Source organism: Antarctobacter heliothermus, from assembly GCF_900188425.1.
GTDB lineage: Bacteria > Pseudomonadota > Alphaproteobacteria > Rhodobacterales > Rhodobacteraceae > Antarctobacter > Antarctobacter heliothermus.
This window is the reverse complement of record NZ_FZON01000021.1, coordinates 58,292-72,506: the sequence shown is the minus strand read 5'-3', so window position 1 is coordinate 72,506 and position 14,215 is coordinate 58,292. Positions and strand designations below refer to the sequence as shown.

At 62.5% G+C, this 14,215-nt stretch carries 14 protein-coding genes and 1 tRNA gene; 5 read left to right on the top strand and 10 right to left on the bottom strand.

Features of this window, described 5'->3' with window-relative positions; translation table 11 throughout:
- The 7 genes from CHB90_RS12525 to chvE all read right to left on the bottom strand — a co-directional run.
- Positions 1 to 353 (bottom strand): aldehyde dehydrogenase family protein (locus CHB90_RS12525; RefSeq protein WP_141135864.1); only part of this gene is annotated, 353 nt, incomplete at its 3' end.
- Positions 354 to 363: 10 nt separating this feature from the next.
- On the bottom strand, positions 364 to 1,281 hold the full coding sequence (locus CHB90_RS12520; RefSeq protein ID WP_089278211.1) for a dihydrodipicolinate synthase family protein: 918 nt from the start codon (positions 1,279 to 1,281) through the stop codon (positions 364 to 366).
- A gap of 27 nt (positions 1,282 to 1,308) precedes the next feature.
- Positions 1,309 to 2,235 (bottom strand): Gfo/Idh/MocA family protein, encoded by a 927-nt coding sequence (locus tag CHB90_RS12515; RefSeq protein WP_089278210.1) that lies wholly within the window; start codon positions 2,233 to 2,235, stop codon positions 1,309 to 1,311.
- Positions 2,235 to 3,977, bottom strand: coding sequence for an L-arabinonate dehydratase (araD, locus tag CHB90_RS12510; RefSeq protein WP_089278209.1), 1,743 nt, complete (start codon positions 3,975 to 3,977; stop codon positions 2,235 to 2,237). Before araD ends, CHB90_RS12515 begins: the two co-directional genes overlap by 1 nt.
- A gap of 1 nt (position 3,978) precedes the next feature.
- Positions 3,979 to 5,214, bottom strand: a complete 1,236-nt coding sequence (gene mmsB, locus CHB90_RS12505; RefSeq protein ID WP_089278208.1) for a multiple monosaccharide ABC transporter permease — start codon at positions 5,212 to 5,214, stop codon at positions 3,979 to 3,981.
- Positions 5,215 to 5,225: 11 nt separating this feature from the next.
- Positions 5,226 to 6,746: a multiple monosaccharide ABC transporter ATP-binding protein gene (mmsA, locus tag CHB90_RS12500; RefSeq protein WP_089278216.1), complete on the bottom strand. Its 1,521-nt coding sequence runs from the start codon at positions 6,744 to 6,746 to the stop codon at positions 5,226 to 5,228.
- A gap of 68 nt (positions 6,747 to 6,814) precedes the next feature.
- Complete coding sequence (gene chvE / locus CHB90_RS12495) at positions 6,815 to 7,861, bottom strand: multiple monosaccharide ABC transporter substrate-binding protein (protein ID WP_089278207.1); 1,047 nt, start codon at positions 7,859 to 7,861, stop codon at positions 6,815 to 6,817.
- Positions 7,862 to 8,015: 154 nt separating this feature from the next.
- Here chvE and CHB90_RS12490 point away from each other — a divergent pair, with 154 nt between their 5' ends.
- Complete coding sequence (locus CHB90_RS12490; protein ID WP_089278206.1) at positions 8,016 to 8,933, top strand: LysR substrate-binding domain-containing protein; 918 nt, start codon at positions 8,016 to 8,018, stop codon at positions 8,931 to 8,933.
- A gap of 226 nt (positions 8,934 to 9,159) precedes the next feature.
- Here CHB90_RS12490 and CHB90_RS12485 read toward each other — a convergent pair.
- A tRNA-Ile gene (locus CHB90_RS12485) sits at positions 9,160 to 9,236 on the bottom strand.
- Positions 9,237 to 9,363: 127 nt separating this feature from the next.
- On the opposite strand from CHB90_RS12485, the gene purM reads away from it, so the two are divergent.
- The 3 genes from purM (at position 9,364) to rnd (ending at position 12,259) form a co-directional block, all read left to right on the top strand.
- Positions 9,364 to 10,410 carry a phosphoribosylformylglycinamidine cyclo-ligase gene (purM, locus tag CHB90_RS12480; RefSeq protein ID WP_089278205.1) on the top strand — a complete coding sequence of 349 codons (1,047 nt, stop codon included), beginning with the start codon at positions 9,364 to 9,366 and terminating at the stop codon, positions 10,408 to 10,410.
- A complete protein-coding gene (gene purN, locus CHB90_RS12475; RefSeq protein WP_089278204.1) occupies positions 10,407 to 11,000 on the top strand; it encodes a phosphoribosylglycinamide formyltransferase in 594 nt (197 codons plus the stop codon). The genes purM and purN overlap by 4 nt, the downstream gene beginning before the upstream one ends.
- 101 nt (positions 11,001 to 11,101) lie before the next feature.
- On the top strand, positions 11,102 to 12,259 hold the full coding sequence (rnd, locus tag CHB90_RS12470) for a ribonuclease D (protein WP_089278203.1): 1,158 nt from the start codon (positions 11,102 to 11,104) through the stop codon (positions 12,257 to 12,259).
- Between the two features lie 7 nt (positions 12,260 to 12,266).
- Here rnd and CHB90_RS12465 read toward each other — a convergent pair whose 3' ends face one another.
- A complete protein-coding gene (locus CHB90_RS12465) occupies positions 12,267 to 12,773 on the bottom strand; it encodes a hypothetical protein (protein WP_089278202.1) in 507 nt (168 codons plus the stop codon).
- 130 nt (positions 12,774 to 12,903) lie between these two features.
- Between CHB90_RS12465 and CHB90_RS12460 the strand changes: the two genes are divergently transcribed.
- Positions 12,904 to 13,305: a SufE family protein gene (locus CHB90_RS12460; protein ID WP_089278201.1), complete on the top strand. Its 402-nt coding sequence runs from the start codon at positions 12,904 to 12,906 to the stop codon at positions 13,303 to 13,305.
- On the opposite strand, the gene CHB90_RS12455 is transcribed toward CHB90_RS12460, so the two are convergent.
- Positions 13,302 to 14,135, bottom strand: coding sequence for a HalD/BesD family halogenase (locus tag CHB90_RS12455; RefSeq protein ID WP_089278200.1), 834 nt, complete (start codon positions 14,133 to 14,135; stop codon positions 13,302 to 13,304). The genes CHB90_RS12460 and CHB90_RS12455 overlap by 4 nt on opposite strands.
- Between the last annotated feature and the right edge of the window lie 80 nt (positions 14,136 to 14,215).

The following is a 14,215-nucleotide window of genomic DNA, read 5'->3' as shown; positions in this document are numbered from 1 at the left end:
AGGATATGTTCGGCGAACAGGCGCAACTGGCCGGTGGTGCGGCCGCGCTCGCCGTTCAGGCGGGCCTCCGGCAGGCCGGTTTCTTGCGTGCCGATCTGGGTGATCTGCGCGCCGCGGGCCTCGATCTCATCGGCGATGGCGTGCAGGAAACGGGCGCGGTCGGCGCGCGAGGTCTGGCCATAGCTCTCGAACGCGGCCTCTGCCGCGACGCAGGCGCGGTCGACCAGGTCGGGGGTGCCGATGGCATAGGCATGGGACGGGCCCTGCGCGGGGTCAGAGGCAAAGGTCGCCGTGCTGGCGACCCACTCGCCTGCGATCAGGTGCTTGCCGTGGGGGGTGAAATCGTCGGGCATGAGTATCTCCTTATTTGCCCCATTTCAGGGCAATGAGGTCCATCTCGCCTGCCAGGTGCAGCAGACGGTCGCGCGTGCGCGCGGACATGGGTTTGAGCGGGTGGCGCACATGGTCCGACCCGATGACGCCGCCCTCTCTCATCACCACCTTGGTGGCGCGCAACCCGCACTGCCGGTTTTCGTGGTTGATCAGCGGCAGGCAGCGAGTCCATTGCGCCAAGGCGGCGTCCTTGTCCCCTGCCATATAGCTGCGGATGATGACACCGATTTGTTCGCATTGTAGCCCCGAAGTCATGGTCCCGGTGCAGCCCGCGTCCAGATCCGCCAGCAGGGTCGCAGCCTCTTCGCCGTCAAAGGGGCCGACAATGTGATCGCCACCCGCCTCGATCAGCGCGGCCAGTTTATCGGCGGCAAAGGGCATCTCCATCTTGAAATAGCTGACGTTCTCCAGCTCCCGCGCCATGCGGACCAGCAGCGGAACCGGCAACTGGCAGCCCGACAGCGGTGCGTCCTGCACCATGATCGGGATGTCGATGGCATCTGATACGGCCTGGAATTGCTCATAAATTCCGGCCTCGCCGGGGACCAGCCCGACGCCGTGATAGGGCGGCATCATCATCACCATGGCCGCGCCTTGGGCCTGCGCCGATTTTGCGCGCTCGACGACAATGCCGGTGTAAAAATGGCTGATGGTGACAATCACCGGGACGCGGCCCGCGACGTGTTCCAGGCTGATCCGCATCAGGGTGGCGCGTTCCTCATCGGACAACAGGAACTGCTCAGAGTAGTTGGCGAGGATGCAAATGGCATCCACACCTTGGTCGATGATGCAATCCAGCACGCGGCGCATGCCGTCCTCATCGACCCGGCAATCGTCGTGAAAGGGCGTTGGGGCCACGGGCAGGATGCCGGTCAGGGGCGTTTTCATGTCGGGTCCTTTCGAAGAGAGGCAGGGTCAGTCGTGGAACGGGGCAACGGTTTCGCGGCGCCCCAACAGAAAGGCATCGGCCACATGGCGCATGGGCGACAGATCCACGTCACTGGCACCAGTGGCGACTAGGCCCGCCATGTTGGTGTAAAGCCGGGGGTATTCGCCTTCCAGGGTCGGGCCATCGGCGCGTTGTTCCTGACCATTGATGACCATGCGCGCGCCGCCGTCATGCAGGGCAAGCGTACCCGCATCGGTTTCAATCTCAATGGTCCAAATCTGATCGCCGTCCTGCCGCCAGTCAAACACCGCACTGACGTCGGCCCCCGCCGGATGGGCAAAGCGCAGGCTGGCCGCAATCGGGCCTTGCTTGTTTTCCGGGACTTCTAGCGTGGCGCTAGTTAGGTGGATGGGCTCGGGCAGGATCTCTGTCACGATGGACAGGGCGTTAATGCCGGGATCAAACACGCCAAGGCCACCCGGCTCCCAGATCCAGTCCTGACCGGGATGCCAGCGGCGCACGTCCTCTTTCCAGGTGACAGTCATGCGTGTCATGGTCTTGTCCGCCAGCCACGCCTTGGCCGGGGCGACCATTTCCGCCTCGCGCGAGTGCCATGTTGCGTACAGCGTGACGCCCTGCGCCCGCGCCATGTCGATCAGCCTGTGGCATTCCGACAGCGACGCGCCGGGCGGTTTTTCCAGCATGACATGGCGACCGGCGGCAAGGGCGGCAGCGGCATAGTCAAAGCGCGGCACCGGCGGCAGGCAGAGTGAGACAACCCGGATCTCTGGTCGCTCGGCCAGCATCTTGGCAAAGTCGGTGTAGCTGTCGACACCATCGACGCTGCCTTGGCGGGATACGGTGGCGGCAAGGGACCAGTCTGGTGAGTTTGCGATGGCAGGGACATGCTGATCCACTGCGATCTTGCCAATGCCGACGAGTGCGATGTCCATCAATGCGAGTCCTTTCCGACGGGCGCGCCCCGGCACCCCTTGAGAAAGTCGAGATCGGCGCCGCTGTCGGCGCCCTCGACATGTTGCTGGTGCAGCCATGCATAGCCGCTATCGGGGCGGTCATGGCTGGGCTGCCAGTCTGCCAGACGGGCCTGCAATTCTGCCTCCGGGATGTCCAGATGCAGGCGGCGGGCCGGGACGTCGACCTCGATCATGTCGCCGTTGCGCACCACGGCCAGTGGGCCGCCGGTGGCGGCCTCTGGCGAGGTGTGCAGGATCACCGTGCCATAGGCGGTGCCCGACATGCGCGCGTCCGAGATGCGGACCATATCGGTGATTCCGCGTTTCAGCACCTTGGGCGGCAGGCCCATGTTGCCCACCTCGGCCATGCCGGGATAGCCCTTGGGGCCGCAGTTTTTCAGGACCATGACGCAGGTCTCATCAATGTCCAGCGCATCGTCCTCGATCTTGGCCTTGTAGTCGTCGATATCCTCGAACACCACGGCGCGGCCGCGATGCTGCATCAGGTGCGGTGAGGCGGCAGAGGGTTTCAGCACCGCGCCTTTGGGGGCCAGATTGCCCTTGAGCACGGCAATGCCGCCCTGTGATGTCAGCGCCTTTTCAACCGGCAGGATCACGTCCTCATTCCAGTTGCGCGCTTCTTTGACCTCATCCCAGATTGCGCCGCCGGACACGGTCAGTGCGTCGCGGTTGAGCAGATCCGCCTCACCCAGACGTTTCAGCACAACCGGCAGGCCGCCGGCGTAAAAGAACTCTTCCATCAGGTATTTGCCCGAGGGTAGCAGGTTGACGATGGTCGCCACATCGCGTCCGCACCGGTCCCAGTCGTCCAGCGTCAGGTCGATGCCCACGCGCCCGGCGATGGCCAGCAGATGTACAACCGCGTTGGTCGATCCGCCGATGGCGCCATTGGTGCGGATGGCGTTTTCGAACGCCGGTTTGGTCAGGATATCAGAGGGTTTCAGGTCATCCTTGACCATCTGCACGATGCGCCGCCCCGACAGTTGCGCCATGACGCGGCGGCGGCTGTCCACCGCCGGGATCGCCGCGTTGCCGGACAGCGCCATACCCAGCGCCTCTGCCATGCTGGCCATGGTGGACGCGGTGCCCATCGTGTTGCACGACCCGGTAGAGCGCGACATGCTCTGTTCGGCCTCAAGGAATTCCTCCTGCGTCATTTCCCCGGCTTTCACCGCCTCCGAGAACTTCCACAGATGGGTGCCAGAGCCGACACGCTCTCCCTGAAAATAGCCGTTCAGCATCGGCCCGCCGGTGACGACAATCGACGGCAGATCGCAGGAGGCTGCCGCCATCAGCAGCGACGGCGTGGTCTTGTCACAGCCCACCAGCAGTACGCAGCCGTCCATCGGCTGGCCGCGGATCTGTTCCTCGATCGACAAGGCGGCAAGGTTGCGGAACATCATTGCCGTGGGGCGAAAGGTGTTCTCTGACGCGCTGAACACCGGCACCTCGACCGGGAAGCCACCGGCCTCCCAGATGCCCGCCTTTACCTTTTCGGCAAGGTCGCGCAGGTGTCCGTTGCAGGGCGTCAGGTCTGACCATGTGTTGAGGATGCCAATCACCGGACGCCCGTCGAACAGATCGTCCGGATATCCCTGGTTCTTGAGCCAGCCGCGATGATAGATCACATCGCGCGAGGTGCCGCCGTACCATGCCTGACTGCGCAGCGTGCGGGGCCATTGTGCCGGTTTGAATGTCATGTCACGCCTGCCTGGATTTGTTGTACACGTCAAAGATCACGGCCGCGAGCAGTACCAGACCCTTGATCACCTGTTGATAGTCGATGCCGATGCCCATGATCGACATGCCGTTGTTCAGCACCCCCATCAGGAAGGCCCCGACAACCGCACCGACAATCTTGCCCACCCCGCCGGACATCGACGCCCCGCCGATGAACACGGCGGCAATCACGTCCAGCTCCAGCGCAAAGCCCGCCTTGGGCGTGGCAGAGTTCAGCCGCGCGGCAAAGACCATGCCCGCAATCGCCGCCAGCACGCCCATGTTGGTAAAGGCGAGAAAGGTCAGGCGCTCGGTCTTGATCCCCGACAGCTTGGCGGCCTTTTCATTGCCGCCCAGCGCATAGATCCGCCGCCCCGTCACGGTGCGTTCGGTGAAGAAGGCATAGATGATCGTCAGCACGCCCATGGTGATCAACACGTTGGGCAGGCCCCGGAAAGTCGACAGCTTGAACAGGATAAAGATCAGCGCAATCGAGACGATGCCGATGCGGGCGATGAAAAACGCCTTTGGTTCGCCCATCACGCCATAGGCGCGGTTCTGGGCGCGGGCCTTCAGTTCCATCCACAGGATCAGTGCAGCAGCGACAAGGCCGGTGCCAAACGCCAGCACGTTGATCCGTTTTTGCCCCAGAAGGTCCGCAACAGTGGCGCTGAATCCCGCCGGAAAGATGTCCGGCACAAAACCGTTGGACAGCATCTGGAATTCACGCGGGAAGGGGCCCAGCGACTGTCCCTCCAGCAGCCAGAGCGACGCACCGCGAAACACCAGCATCCCGGCCAGAGTCACGATGAACGACGGGATCTTCCAGTAGGCGATCCAATAGCCCTGCGCCGCGCCGATCAGCCCGCCCGCGATCATGCAGGTGATCATGGTGATGGCGGTGGATTGTTCCCATTCCACGATCATCACGGCGGCCAGCGCGCCCACAAACCCCATGACGGATCCGACCGACAGGTCGATATTGCCGCTGACGATGACGATCAGCATGCCCAGCGCCATGATGACGATATAGCTGTTTTGCAACAGCAGGTTGGTTACGTTCACCGGCTTGAGCAGCGTGCCGCCGGTCACGATCTGAAAGAACCCCATGATCGCGATCAGCGCAAACAGCAGGCCGTATTCGCGCAGGTGGCGCACAAGGTATTCACCGATGCCCTGTTTCTGCGGGGCGTCGGCCCCGTGCTCTGCAATATCCATGTCCGGCTCTCCTACTCGGTCACGATGAGCGACATGATGCGCTCTTGGCTGGCGTCTTCGGCACTGAGTTCGCCGACAAAAGCGCCCTCGTTCATAACGTAGATGCGGTCACACATGCCCAACAGCTCTGGCATCTCGGATGAGATCATCACAACGCCTTTCCCCTGCGCCGACAGGTCATTGATGATCCCGTAAATCTCAAACTTTGCGCCCACGTCGATGCCACGCGTCGGCTCATCAAGGATGAGAACCTCTGGCCGGGCGAACAGCCATTTCGACAGGACAACCTTCTGCTGGTTGCCCCCCGACAGGTTCACCACCTGCTGAAAGACGCTGGGCGTGCGGATGTTCAACGCCTTGCGATAATCCTCGGCCACGCGGGTCTCGGCCGTCTCGTTCAGCACCTGCCCACGTGACACCGCGTCAAGGTTGGCCAGCGTGATGTTGCGCTGGATCGTCTCATCGAGGATCAAGCCCAGCGATTTGCGGTCCTCGGTCACATAGGCAAGGCCCGCCGCGATGGCGCGGCTGACGGTGCTGACATCGACGGGCTTGCCGCCGATCTCGATGCTGCCAGTGATGGCGCGCCCGTAGGACCGGCCAAACAGGCTCATGGCCAGTTCGGTACGGCCCGCGCCCATCAGACCCGCGATGCCCACAACCTCACCGGCGCGAACCGCCAAGTTGATGTCGTGGATGACCTGCCGGTCGGTGTGCAGCGGGTGCCAGACGTTCCAGCCCTTGACCTCCATCAGCAGGTCGCCGGCGCGGCGTTCACGGGCAGGGTAGCGATGGGCCATGTCACGGCCCACCATGTCGCGCACGATGCGGTCCTCTGTGATCGGCTCTGCGCGGGCATCCATGGTGGAGACCGTCGATCCGTCGCGGATCACGGTGACGGTGTCCGCGACGCGGCGCACCTCGTTCAGTTTGTGGCTGATGATGATCTGGGTGACGCCCTGGTCCTTCAGTTCCAGCATCAGGTCCAGCAGTGCCTGACTGTCGCTTTCGGACAAGGCGGCGGTGGGTTCGTCCAGGATCAGCAGGCGCACCTCTTTGGACAGCGCCTTGGCGATCTCGACCAGCTGTTGCTTGCCGACCCCCAGCTTGTCCACCAGCGTGCTGGGCGGCTCATTCAGGCCGACCTTTTTCAGCAAGGCACCGGTGCGCTGGTTGGTGTCGCGCCAGTCGATCACGCCCGCCTTGGCGCGTTCATTGCCTAGGAACAGGTTCTCTGCAATCGACAGCAAAGGCACCAGGGCCAGTTCCTGATGGATGATGATGACCCCACGCGCCTCGGAGTCCGAGATATTGGCGAATTCCGCCAACGCGCCGTCATAGTGGATTTCGCCGTCGTAGCTGCCCGCCGGGTAAACGCCAGAGAGCACCTTCATCAGGGTGGATTTGCCCGCCCCGTTTTCACCAACCAACGCGTGGATCTCACCAGCCTGGACGGTCAGGTTGACCGCGTCCAACGCCTTGACCCCCGGGAACGCCTTGGTGATCCCGCGCATTTCGAGTAGCGCCGCCATGTCCATGCCCTTTGTGGTTGCCAAGGCCCGCCCGCAATCGGACGGACGGACCCCGGGAGGAACCGTCGTTACTTGACCTGGTCCATGGTGTAGTAGCCGGAGCCGATGATGATCTCTTCCCAGTTGGACAGATCCACCGACACGGGCTCCAGCAGGTAGGACGGGATGATCTTGACACCGTTGTCATAGGTGGTGGTGTCGTTGATCTCGGGCTCTCCGCCGGACAGTAGCGCCTCGGCCATGCCCACGGTCACGCGCGCCAGTTCGCGGGTGTCCTTGAACACGGTCGAATACTGCTCACCCGCCAGCATGGATTTGACAGACCGGATCTCGGCGTCCTGACCGGAGACAATCGGCATTTTCTGATCGCCAGAGCCATAGCCGACGCCCTTGAGCGATGAGATGATGCCGATGGACAGGCCGTCATAGGGCGACAACACGCCGTGCACCTGCTTGTCGGTGTAATGTGCCGACAACAGGTTATCCATACGCGACTGTGCCACCGCGCCGTCCCAGCGCAGGGTGCCCACCGTGTCCATACCCATCTGGCCGGAGACGATGTCGATGGTGCCCGCGTCGATCAGGGGTTGCAGCACCGACATGGCGCCATTGTAGAAGAAATAGGCATTGTTGTCGTCGGGCGACCCGCCGAACAGTTCGACATTGTAGGGGCCGTCGCCAAACCGTTCTTTCAGACCGGCCACAAGGCTGCTGGCCTGTTGCACGCCAACCTTGAAGTTGTCGAAGGTGGCGTAATAGCTGACATATTCGCTGTCACGGATCAGCCGGTCATAGGCGATCACATGGATGTCGGCGTAATGGGCGTTTTCCAGCGCGCTGGACAGGGTGGTGCCATCGATGGCCGCAATCACCAGCACGTCGACGCCGTTGGTGATCATGTTCTCGATCTGGGCCAACTGGTTGGGAATGTCGTCTTCGGCGTATTGCAGGATGGTGTCGTAGCCGGCGGCCTTGAACTGTTCCACCATCGATTCGCCGTCGGAAATCCAGCGCGAAGAGGATTTGGTCGGCATCGCGATGCCGACGGTTTCAGCCATGGCGCCAAAGCCGGTCAACGCCACTGCCGCCGAAGCGAGCAGAAGTTTCATGGTCATGATGTCCCTCCCAGGATCGGCGCCCCGCCTCCCGCGTTCGCGCCCTTATGTGTTTCGGACCAAGGTGATCCGTGACGGGAAAGTAGCGGCGGGGTTCATACCTGTAAAATTCTGTTATTGACGATCTGCATATTGAAATTGATATGTCGTCGACATGGACATCGCGCGACGCATGAAACCGGCGCATCTTGGGTTGATCCTCAAGATCGCTGAAACGCAACAACTTCAGCTTGCGGCACAGGCGCTGGCGATCTCGCAGCCCGCCGCCTCGCGCATTTTGTCAGAGTTTGAAAGGAGCATCGGAAGCCCGCTGTTTGTCCGTCACCCCAAGGGGATGGAACTGTCCTCTGCCGGGGCGGCCTTTGTGCGTCATGCGCGGGTGATCATGGGCGAAGTCGAGACGCTGGAGCTTGAACTGCGCCAGCTTCAGGAGGGCGCTTTGGGCGAGGTGCGTGTCGGTTCTGTCACGGGGCCCGCGGCTGGCTGTCTGACCCCGGCGATCCAGGCGATTCTGGAAGAGACACCGGACCTTGAGATCACCGTCGATGTCGCCCCCTCGACCGAACTGATCCGGCAGCTGGAAGAGGGCCGGTACGATTTCATCCTGGGGCGGATTCCACCAACCCACGACAGCCGCAATTTCCATGTCCATCCGGCCCGGACAGAGGTGGTCGCCCTGCTGGTGCATGTCACGCATCCGTTGGCACAGCGCCGGAATGTGGGTCTGACAGAGGTGACCGGATTTCCCTGGGTCATGCAGGAACGCGGGATGCCGATCCGGCAGGCGGTCGAATCCGCCTTTCTGGCAGAGGGCGTGCCAACACCATCCCGGGTTCTGAACAGTTCGTCCTTGCTGGTGGCGCTGGCGCAAGTCGCGCGCGGGCAAGCGATTGCGCCGATGTCGGAAGAGGTGAAGGAACTGCTGGTCCATGCGGACATTGGTGCCAACGTCGCGGCGGTAAACCTGCAGCAACCGATCATCGTGCCAAACTACTTTGTGATCCGCGACGGCAGCCGCAAACTGTCGCGCGCGGCGGAACGGTTGCTGAAGGAGGTGTTGGAGCGGATCTAAGACGGCCGTCCGCCGTGGTCAGGTGCAGAGGGCACATCCGGGTCACGCATGGTTACGTTCCGCCGTCGAGTTGCGGTTGTGCGCCTGGCCGAAAATCCATCCCCGACACCCCCGTTGCGAGTCCTTGAAGGTGGGGCAGGTCAAGAGCGGTGTTTGACCGATCACTCTGCGCGGAGCATCAAGTCGCATGACAGGGTTTTGGAATAAAAGGAAAAATATCGGCAGTTGGTAGGCCCGGCAGGACTTGAACCCGCAACCAAGGCGTTATGAGCGCCCTGCTCTAACCAGTTGAGCTACAGGCCCACCGTGCCGCTCTTCGTACCAGAGCGCCCCCGCGCGTCAAGCAGGCACGTTGCAGGGCGGCACGCGATGCGCTAAGCGACGGCGCAATTCGCCGGGTCAGGGGGCCGGGCGCGTCAAGGAGATCCCGATGAGCGATGGCAAGAACGGGCTGACCTATGCCCAGGCGGGTGTGGATATCGACGCGGGCAACGCGCTGGTCGAGCGGATCAAACCCGCTGCCAAACGCACCAACCGCTCGGGCGTCATGAGCGGGCTGGGTGGTTTCGGCGCGCTGTTTGACCTCAAGGCCGCCGGATACACCGATCCGGTTCTGGTCGCGGCGACGGATGGTGTGGGCACCAAGCTGCGCATCGCCATCGACACCGGCCATGTGGACGGCGTCGGTATTGATCTTGTCGCCATGTGCGTCAACGATCTGGTCTGCCAGGGCGCGGAACCTCTGTTTTTCCTAGACTATTTCGCCACCGGCAAGCTGGAGACAGAGACCGCCGCGCGCGTCGTTGAGGGCATCGCCGAGGGCTGTGTGCGCTCTGGCTGTGCGTTGATCGGCGGGGAAACCGCCGAGATGCCGGGCATGTACCCGGCGGGCGATTTCGACCTTGCCGGTTTCGCCGTGGGCGCGATGGAACGTGGAACCGCGCTGCCCTCAGATGTGTCTCAGGGCGACGTTCTGCTGGGCCTTGCCTCGGACGGGGTACATTCCAACGGCTATAGCCTAGTGCGCAAACTGGTCGAAATGTCGGGCCTGGGCTGGGACGCGGAGTGCCCCTGGGGGCAGTCGACGCTGGGCGAGGCGCTGCTGACGCCGACGCGGCTGTATGTCAAACCGGCGCTGGCGGCGATCGGGGCAGGGGGTGTACGCGCCCTGGCCCATATCACCGGCGGCGGCTTGACCGAAAACCTGCCGCGTGTGCTGCCCGAAGGGCTGGGCGCGGAGATCGACCTTGACGCATGGGATCTGCCAGACCTGTTCAAATGGATGCGCGGCGTAGGCGACATCGCCGAGGCGGAAATGCTGAAAACGTTCAACTGTGGCATCGGCATGATCCTTGTGGTCGACCCCGAAAGCGAACATGCGATTGACGCCTTGCTGACAGAGATGGGCGAACGCGTTCACCGACTGGGCCGCGTCACCGTGGCCGATGGCGTGACCTACAGCGGATCGCTGGGGTGAAGCGGGTCGCCATCTTCATTTCCGGCGGTGGGTCGAACATGGTCCGCCTCGTCGAGGACATGGCCCGCGATGACCATCCGGCGCAGCCCGTCCTTGTGCTGTCCAACCGTGCGGATGCCGGGGGCTTGGCCAAGGCGGCGGACATGGGCGTAGCCACGGCGGTGGTCGATCACCGGCCCTTTGGCGCGGACCGCGCCGCGTTTGAGGCCGCTCTGCAAGAGGCCCTGGCCCCCCACGCGCCCGACATCCTGTGCCTTGCGGGGTTCATGCGGGTGCTGACAGCGGGCTTTGTGACCCCCTGGGAGGGGCGGATGCTGAATATCCACCCCTCGCTCTTGCCAAAGTATCGCGGGTTGCACACCCATGCCCGCGCCATCGCGGCGGGGGATACAGAAGCAGGCTGTACCGTGCATGAAGTGACGCCAGAGCTGGACGACGGGCCGATTTTGGGCCAGGCGCGGGTGCCGATCCTGCCCGATGACACGCCCGACACACTGGCCGCGCGCGTGCTGGCGCAAGAGCATCGCCTGTATCCTGCCGTGCTGCGCCGCTTTGCGGCCGATGACCTGACACCTGTCCAGCTGGATTGACCCGCGATCAGGGGCGGCGGCACTTCCCTTTGCCCGGCAAACCTGTAGGATCGTGCGACGCGGCGGGGACCAACACCAAAAGCAAAGTCGAATAACGCGTTATGCAGACAATCACTACGACCGAAGAACTCCGCGTCTTTTGTGAAGGCGCCGCAGAGCATCCTTATGTCACCGTCGACACAGAGTTCCTGCGCGAACGCACCTATTACTCCAAGCTGTGCCTGATCCAGCTTGCGATGCCGGGGCGCGACGACACAAACGCCGTTCTGGTCGATCCATTGGTCGAGGGTTTGTCGCTGGACCCGCTGATGGATCTGTTTCGTAACGAAAGCGTGGTCAAGGTGTTCCACGCCGCCCGTCAGGATCTGGAGATCTTTCAGGTCGATAACGGCGTGATCCCAAAACCGCTGTTTGACACGCAGGTCGCCGCCATGGTCTGCGGCTTTGGCGAACAGGTCGGATATGAGACACTGGTTAAACGGATCGTCAAGCAGCCGCTGGACAAAAGCTCTCGGTTTACCGACTGGTCGCGCCGTCCGCTGACCGATGCACAGAAGACCTATGCTCTGGCGGATGTCACCCACCTGCGCCAGATTTACGAATTCCTTGCCGCCAAGCTGGAGGAAACCGGTCGCGCGCGCTGGGTGGCCGAGGAACTGGCCACGCTGCTGGACCCGCAGACCTATGTGACCCTGCCGCAGGACGCGTGGAAACGGATCAAGACCCGCTCCAACTCGCCCCGCTTTTTGGCCATCGTCCGTGAACTGGCGGCGTTCCGCGAATCCTACGCCCAAGAGCGCAACGTGCCGCGCAACCGTGTCTACAAGGATGACGCCTTGGTGGAACTGGCCTCGACCAAACCGGCGACGATGAATGATCTTGGCGGCTCTCGGCTGTTGTTGCGTGAGGCGCGCAAGGGTGCCATTGCCGACGGAATTCTGGCCGCTGTCAAAGCTGGACAGGAGTGCCCCAAGGAAAACCTGCCCAAGGTCGACAATGACCGCGACAAGCTACAGGTGAACCCGGCACTGGCGGACCTGTTGCGCGTCTTGCTGAAGGCCAAGACCGAAAGCTCGGGCGTGGCGTCAAAACTGATTGCTCCGGCATCGGATCTGGATGCCATCGCCGCCGGACAGCGCGATGTCGCCGCTCTGAGCGGATGGCGACGCGAGGTTTTCGGAGAGGATGCCCTGCGGCTGTGTGACGGTCAGATTGCGCTGGCCGCCAAGGGCAAGTCGGTGGTGGTGATCGAGCTCTGAGGCGCGATCACCGTTTCACCGTGCGCACATTGCGCGCGCCTTTGACCTGAATGACCCGGACATCCCGCAGCTGATTGTCTGTCACCCAGACGGCCGCCGTATGTGTGCGCGATGCAACAGGCCCCTGTGTACGGCGCGGTTGCAGGCCGCGAAAGGCATAGGTCAGCGTGCCTGCGCCACTTTCTTCTTCGACCTCGACCAGTTTCAGGTCAAACGCCTCCAGCTGATCGGCGACCGCAGTTGCGCGAATGATCGCACCGCCGGGGCGTCGTTCTATCACCAGTTCCGTGATCTCACCCAGCGTCGTGCCGCGATAGCTGGTGTCTTTCTCTTGCCGAAAGACGGATTCCTTGCGGCGGGGGATCAGCGGATTGACCTCTGCATCCGTCACCACCACCGGGGCGGATTGGCTGCGTCCGAACCAGTTCAACGGATTGACACGGCTGTCGCGGACGGCGCCGCAGCTGGTCAGAACCAGCGTCGCGAAAAGAAGTACCGAAACCGATTTGAACATGACAAGCCCCCAGCGAGATGTTCCAGAGGGTTAGCGCAGAATGACGGCGTTGAAAAGCACATCGCACGCGGGCGGGGGCTGGACCTTCGGTACGACGCCGCCTAGGTCTGCGGCAAAAGGAGACGGCACAATGGCGCAGGCGGCTTTTGAAGAGGTGGTCGAGGATTTCGAGTTCCTGGAGGACTGGGAAGACCGCTATCGCATGGTGATCGAGATGGGCAAGGATATGGCCCCCATGGACGACGCGCTGAAGGTGCCCGCCACCAAGGTCGAAGGCTGCGCCAGTCAGGTCTGGCTGCACATGACACCCGAAGGCGGGGCATTTCACTTTCAGGGCGACAGCGACGCGTTGATCGTCAAGGGGCTGATCGCGCTGCTGCACCGGCTATACGACGGACTGCCGATGGCCGAGGTGTCGTCGGTTGATGCCCGCGCTGAACTGGGCCGGTTGGGCCTGCATGACCATTTGTCGGCCCAGCGGTCGAACGGGTTGCGCGCGATGATTGAACGGATTCGCGAGCAGGCGGCCTAGTCGATCAGCGCATCCGCCCGACGGCCTGCCCGTTCAAGGTGGATGGGCAACACACGGCCATACAGCTGTTTGGTCCGTTCCGGCGCGCCCACCATGTCCGGCTCTTCGACATAGGAAAAGATCGCCACATAACGTGGGGTCGGCCCTTTCAGTGGCGCGACCCGGTGCAGGCTGTAACGTCCCTTGAACAGTTGCAGGTCGCCCGGTTCCAGCGTCAGGCTTTTGACCTTGTCGGAGGTTCCGGCCAAGACCTTGGCCACATCATCAAACTGTTCGGATGTGCTGTTCCGGATCATTGGCGCATATTCAAAGGCACCGCCGTCGTCCGCGTTCTGAATGGCCAGCGTGACGGTAAAGTTGTTGGTGTCAAAGTGCCAAGGAAAGCCGTTTCCTTCCGTGGCCATGTTGACGATGACATCTGCCAGTGGATCGGCATAGCGATGAAATCGGGATTCTTGCAGACAATCGCGGATGAAGGGATCAAAGGCGTGAAAGTCATGCACTGCACGCAGCGCGCCTGAGGACGCAAAATTATCGGCGGCAATAAAGGCATTGGACCGATCATAGAACTGCCGTCTCGGATCGCCTTGCGGCAGATCGGGATTGTCAGTGGTGAAATAGGGGTTGGTGCGTGAAAAGCTGCGGTGGCCCTGGTCTGCGACGCTGTCCGCCTCAGCGGCAATGGCGCGCACGCCCTGCGGTGTCAGGAACCCTTTGAGAACGGCACAGCCATCGCTGGCAAGATCCGCGCGGACCTTGTGCAAAAGGGCGTCGCGCCCAGTGCCGTCGATCGGGTAGCGGGCGAGGTCAATGAGGTCGGTGGCAATCATGGCGTATCATCCCTTGGCTGTTCACCAAGGGAACGACGCTTGCACAGGGCAGTCTGTCGCAGAATCGACTCCACAAACGT

Coding starts and splice junctions, on each gene's coding strand:
- CHB90_RS12520 (WP_089278211.1), bottom strand. CDS start 1,281: ATGAAAACGCCCCTGACCGGCATCCTGCCCGTGGCCCCAACGCCCTTT.
- CHB90_RS12515 (WP_089278210.1), bottom strand. CDS start 2,235: ATGGACATCGCACTCGTCGGCATTGGCAAGATCGCAGTGGATCAGCAT.
- araD (WP_089278209.1), bottom strand. CDS start 3,977: ATGACATTCAAACCGGCACAATGGCCCCGCACGCTGCGCAGTCAGGCA.
- mmsB (WP_089278208.1), bottom strand. CDS start 5,214: ATGGATATTGCAGAGCACGGGGCCGACGCCCCGCAGAAACAGGGCATC.
- mmsA (WP_089278216.1), bottom strand. CDS start 6,746: ATGGCGGCGCTACTCGAAATGCGCGGGATCACCAAGGCGTTCCCGGGG.
- chvE (WP_089278207.1), bottom strand. CDS start 7,861: ATGACCATGAAACTTCTGCTCGCTTCGGCGGCAGTGGCGTTGACCGGC.
- CHB90_RS12490 (WP_089278206.1), top strand. CDS start 8,016: ATGGACATCGCGCGACGCATGAAACCGGCGCATCTTGGGTTGATCCTC.
- purM (WP_089278205.1), top strand. CDS start 9,364: ATGAGCGATGGCAAGAACGGGCTGACCTATGCCCAGGCGGGTGTGGAT.
- rnd (WP_089278203.1), top strand. CDS start 11,102: ATGCAGACAATCACTACGACCGAAGAACTCCGCGTCTTTTGTGAAGGC.
- CHB90_RS12465 (WP_089278202.1), bottom strand. CDS start 12,773: ATGTTCAAATCGGTTTCGGTACTTCTTTTCGCGACGCTGGTTCTGACC.
- CHB90_RS12460 (WP_089278201.1), top strand. CDS start 12,904: ATGGCGCAGGCGGCTTTTGAAGAGGTGGTCGAGGATTTCGAGTTCCTG.
- CHB90_RS12455 (WP_089278200.1), bottom strand. CDS start 14,135: ATGATTGCCACCGACCTCATTGACCTCGCCCGCTACCCGATCGACGGC.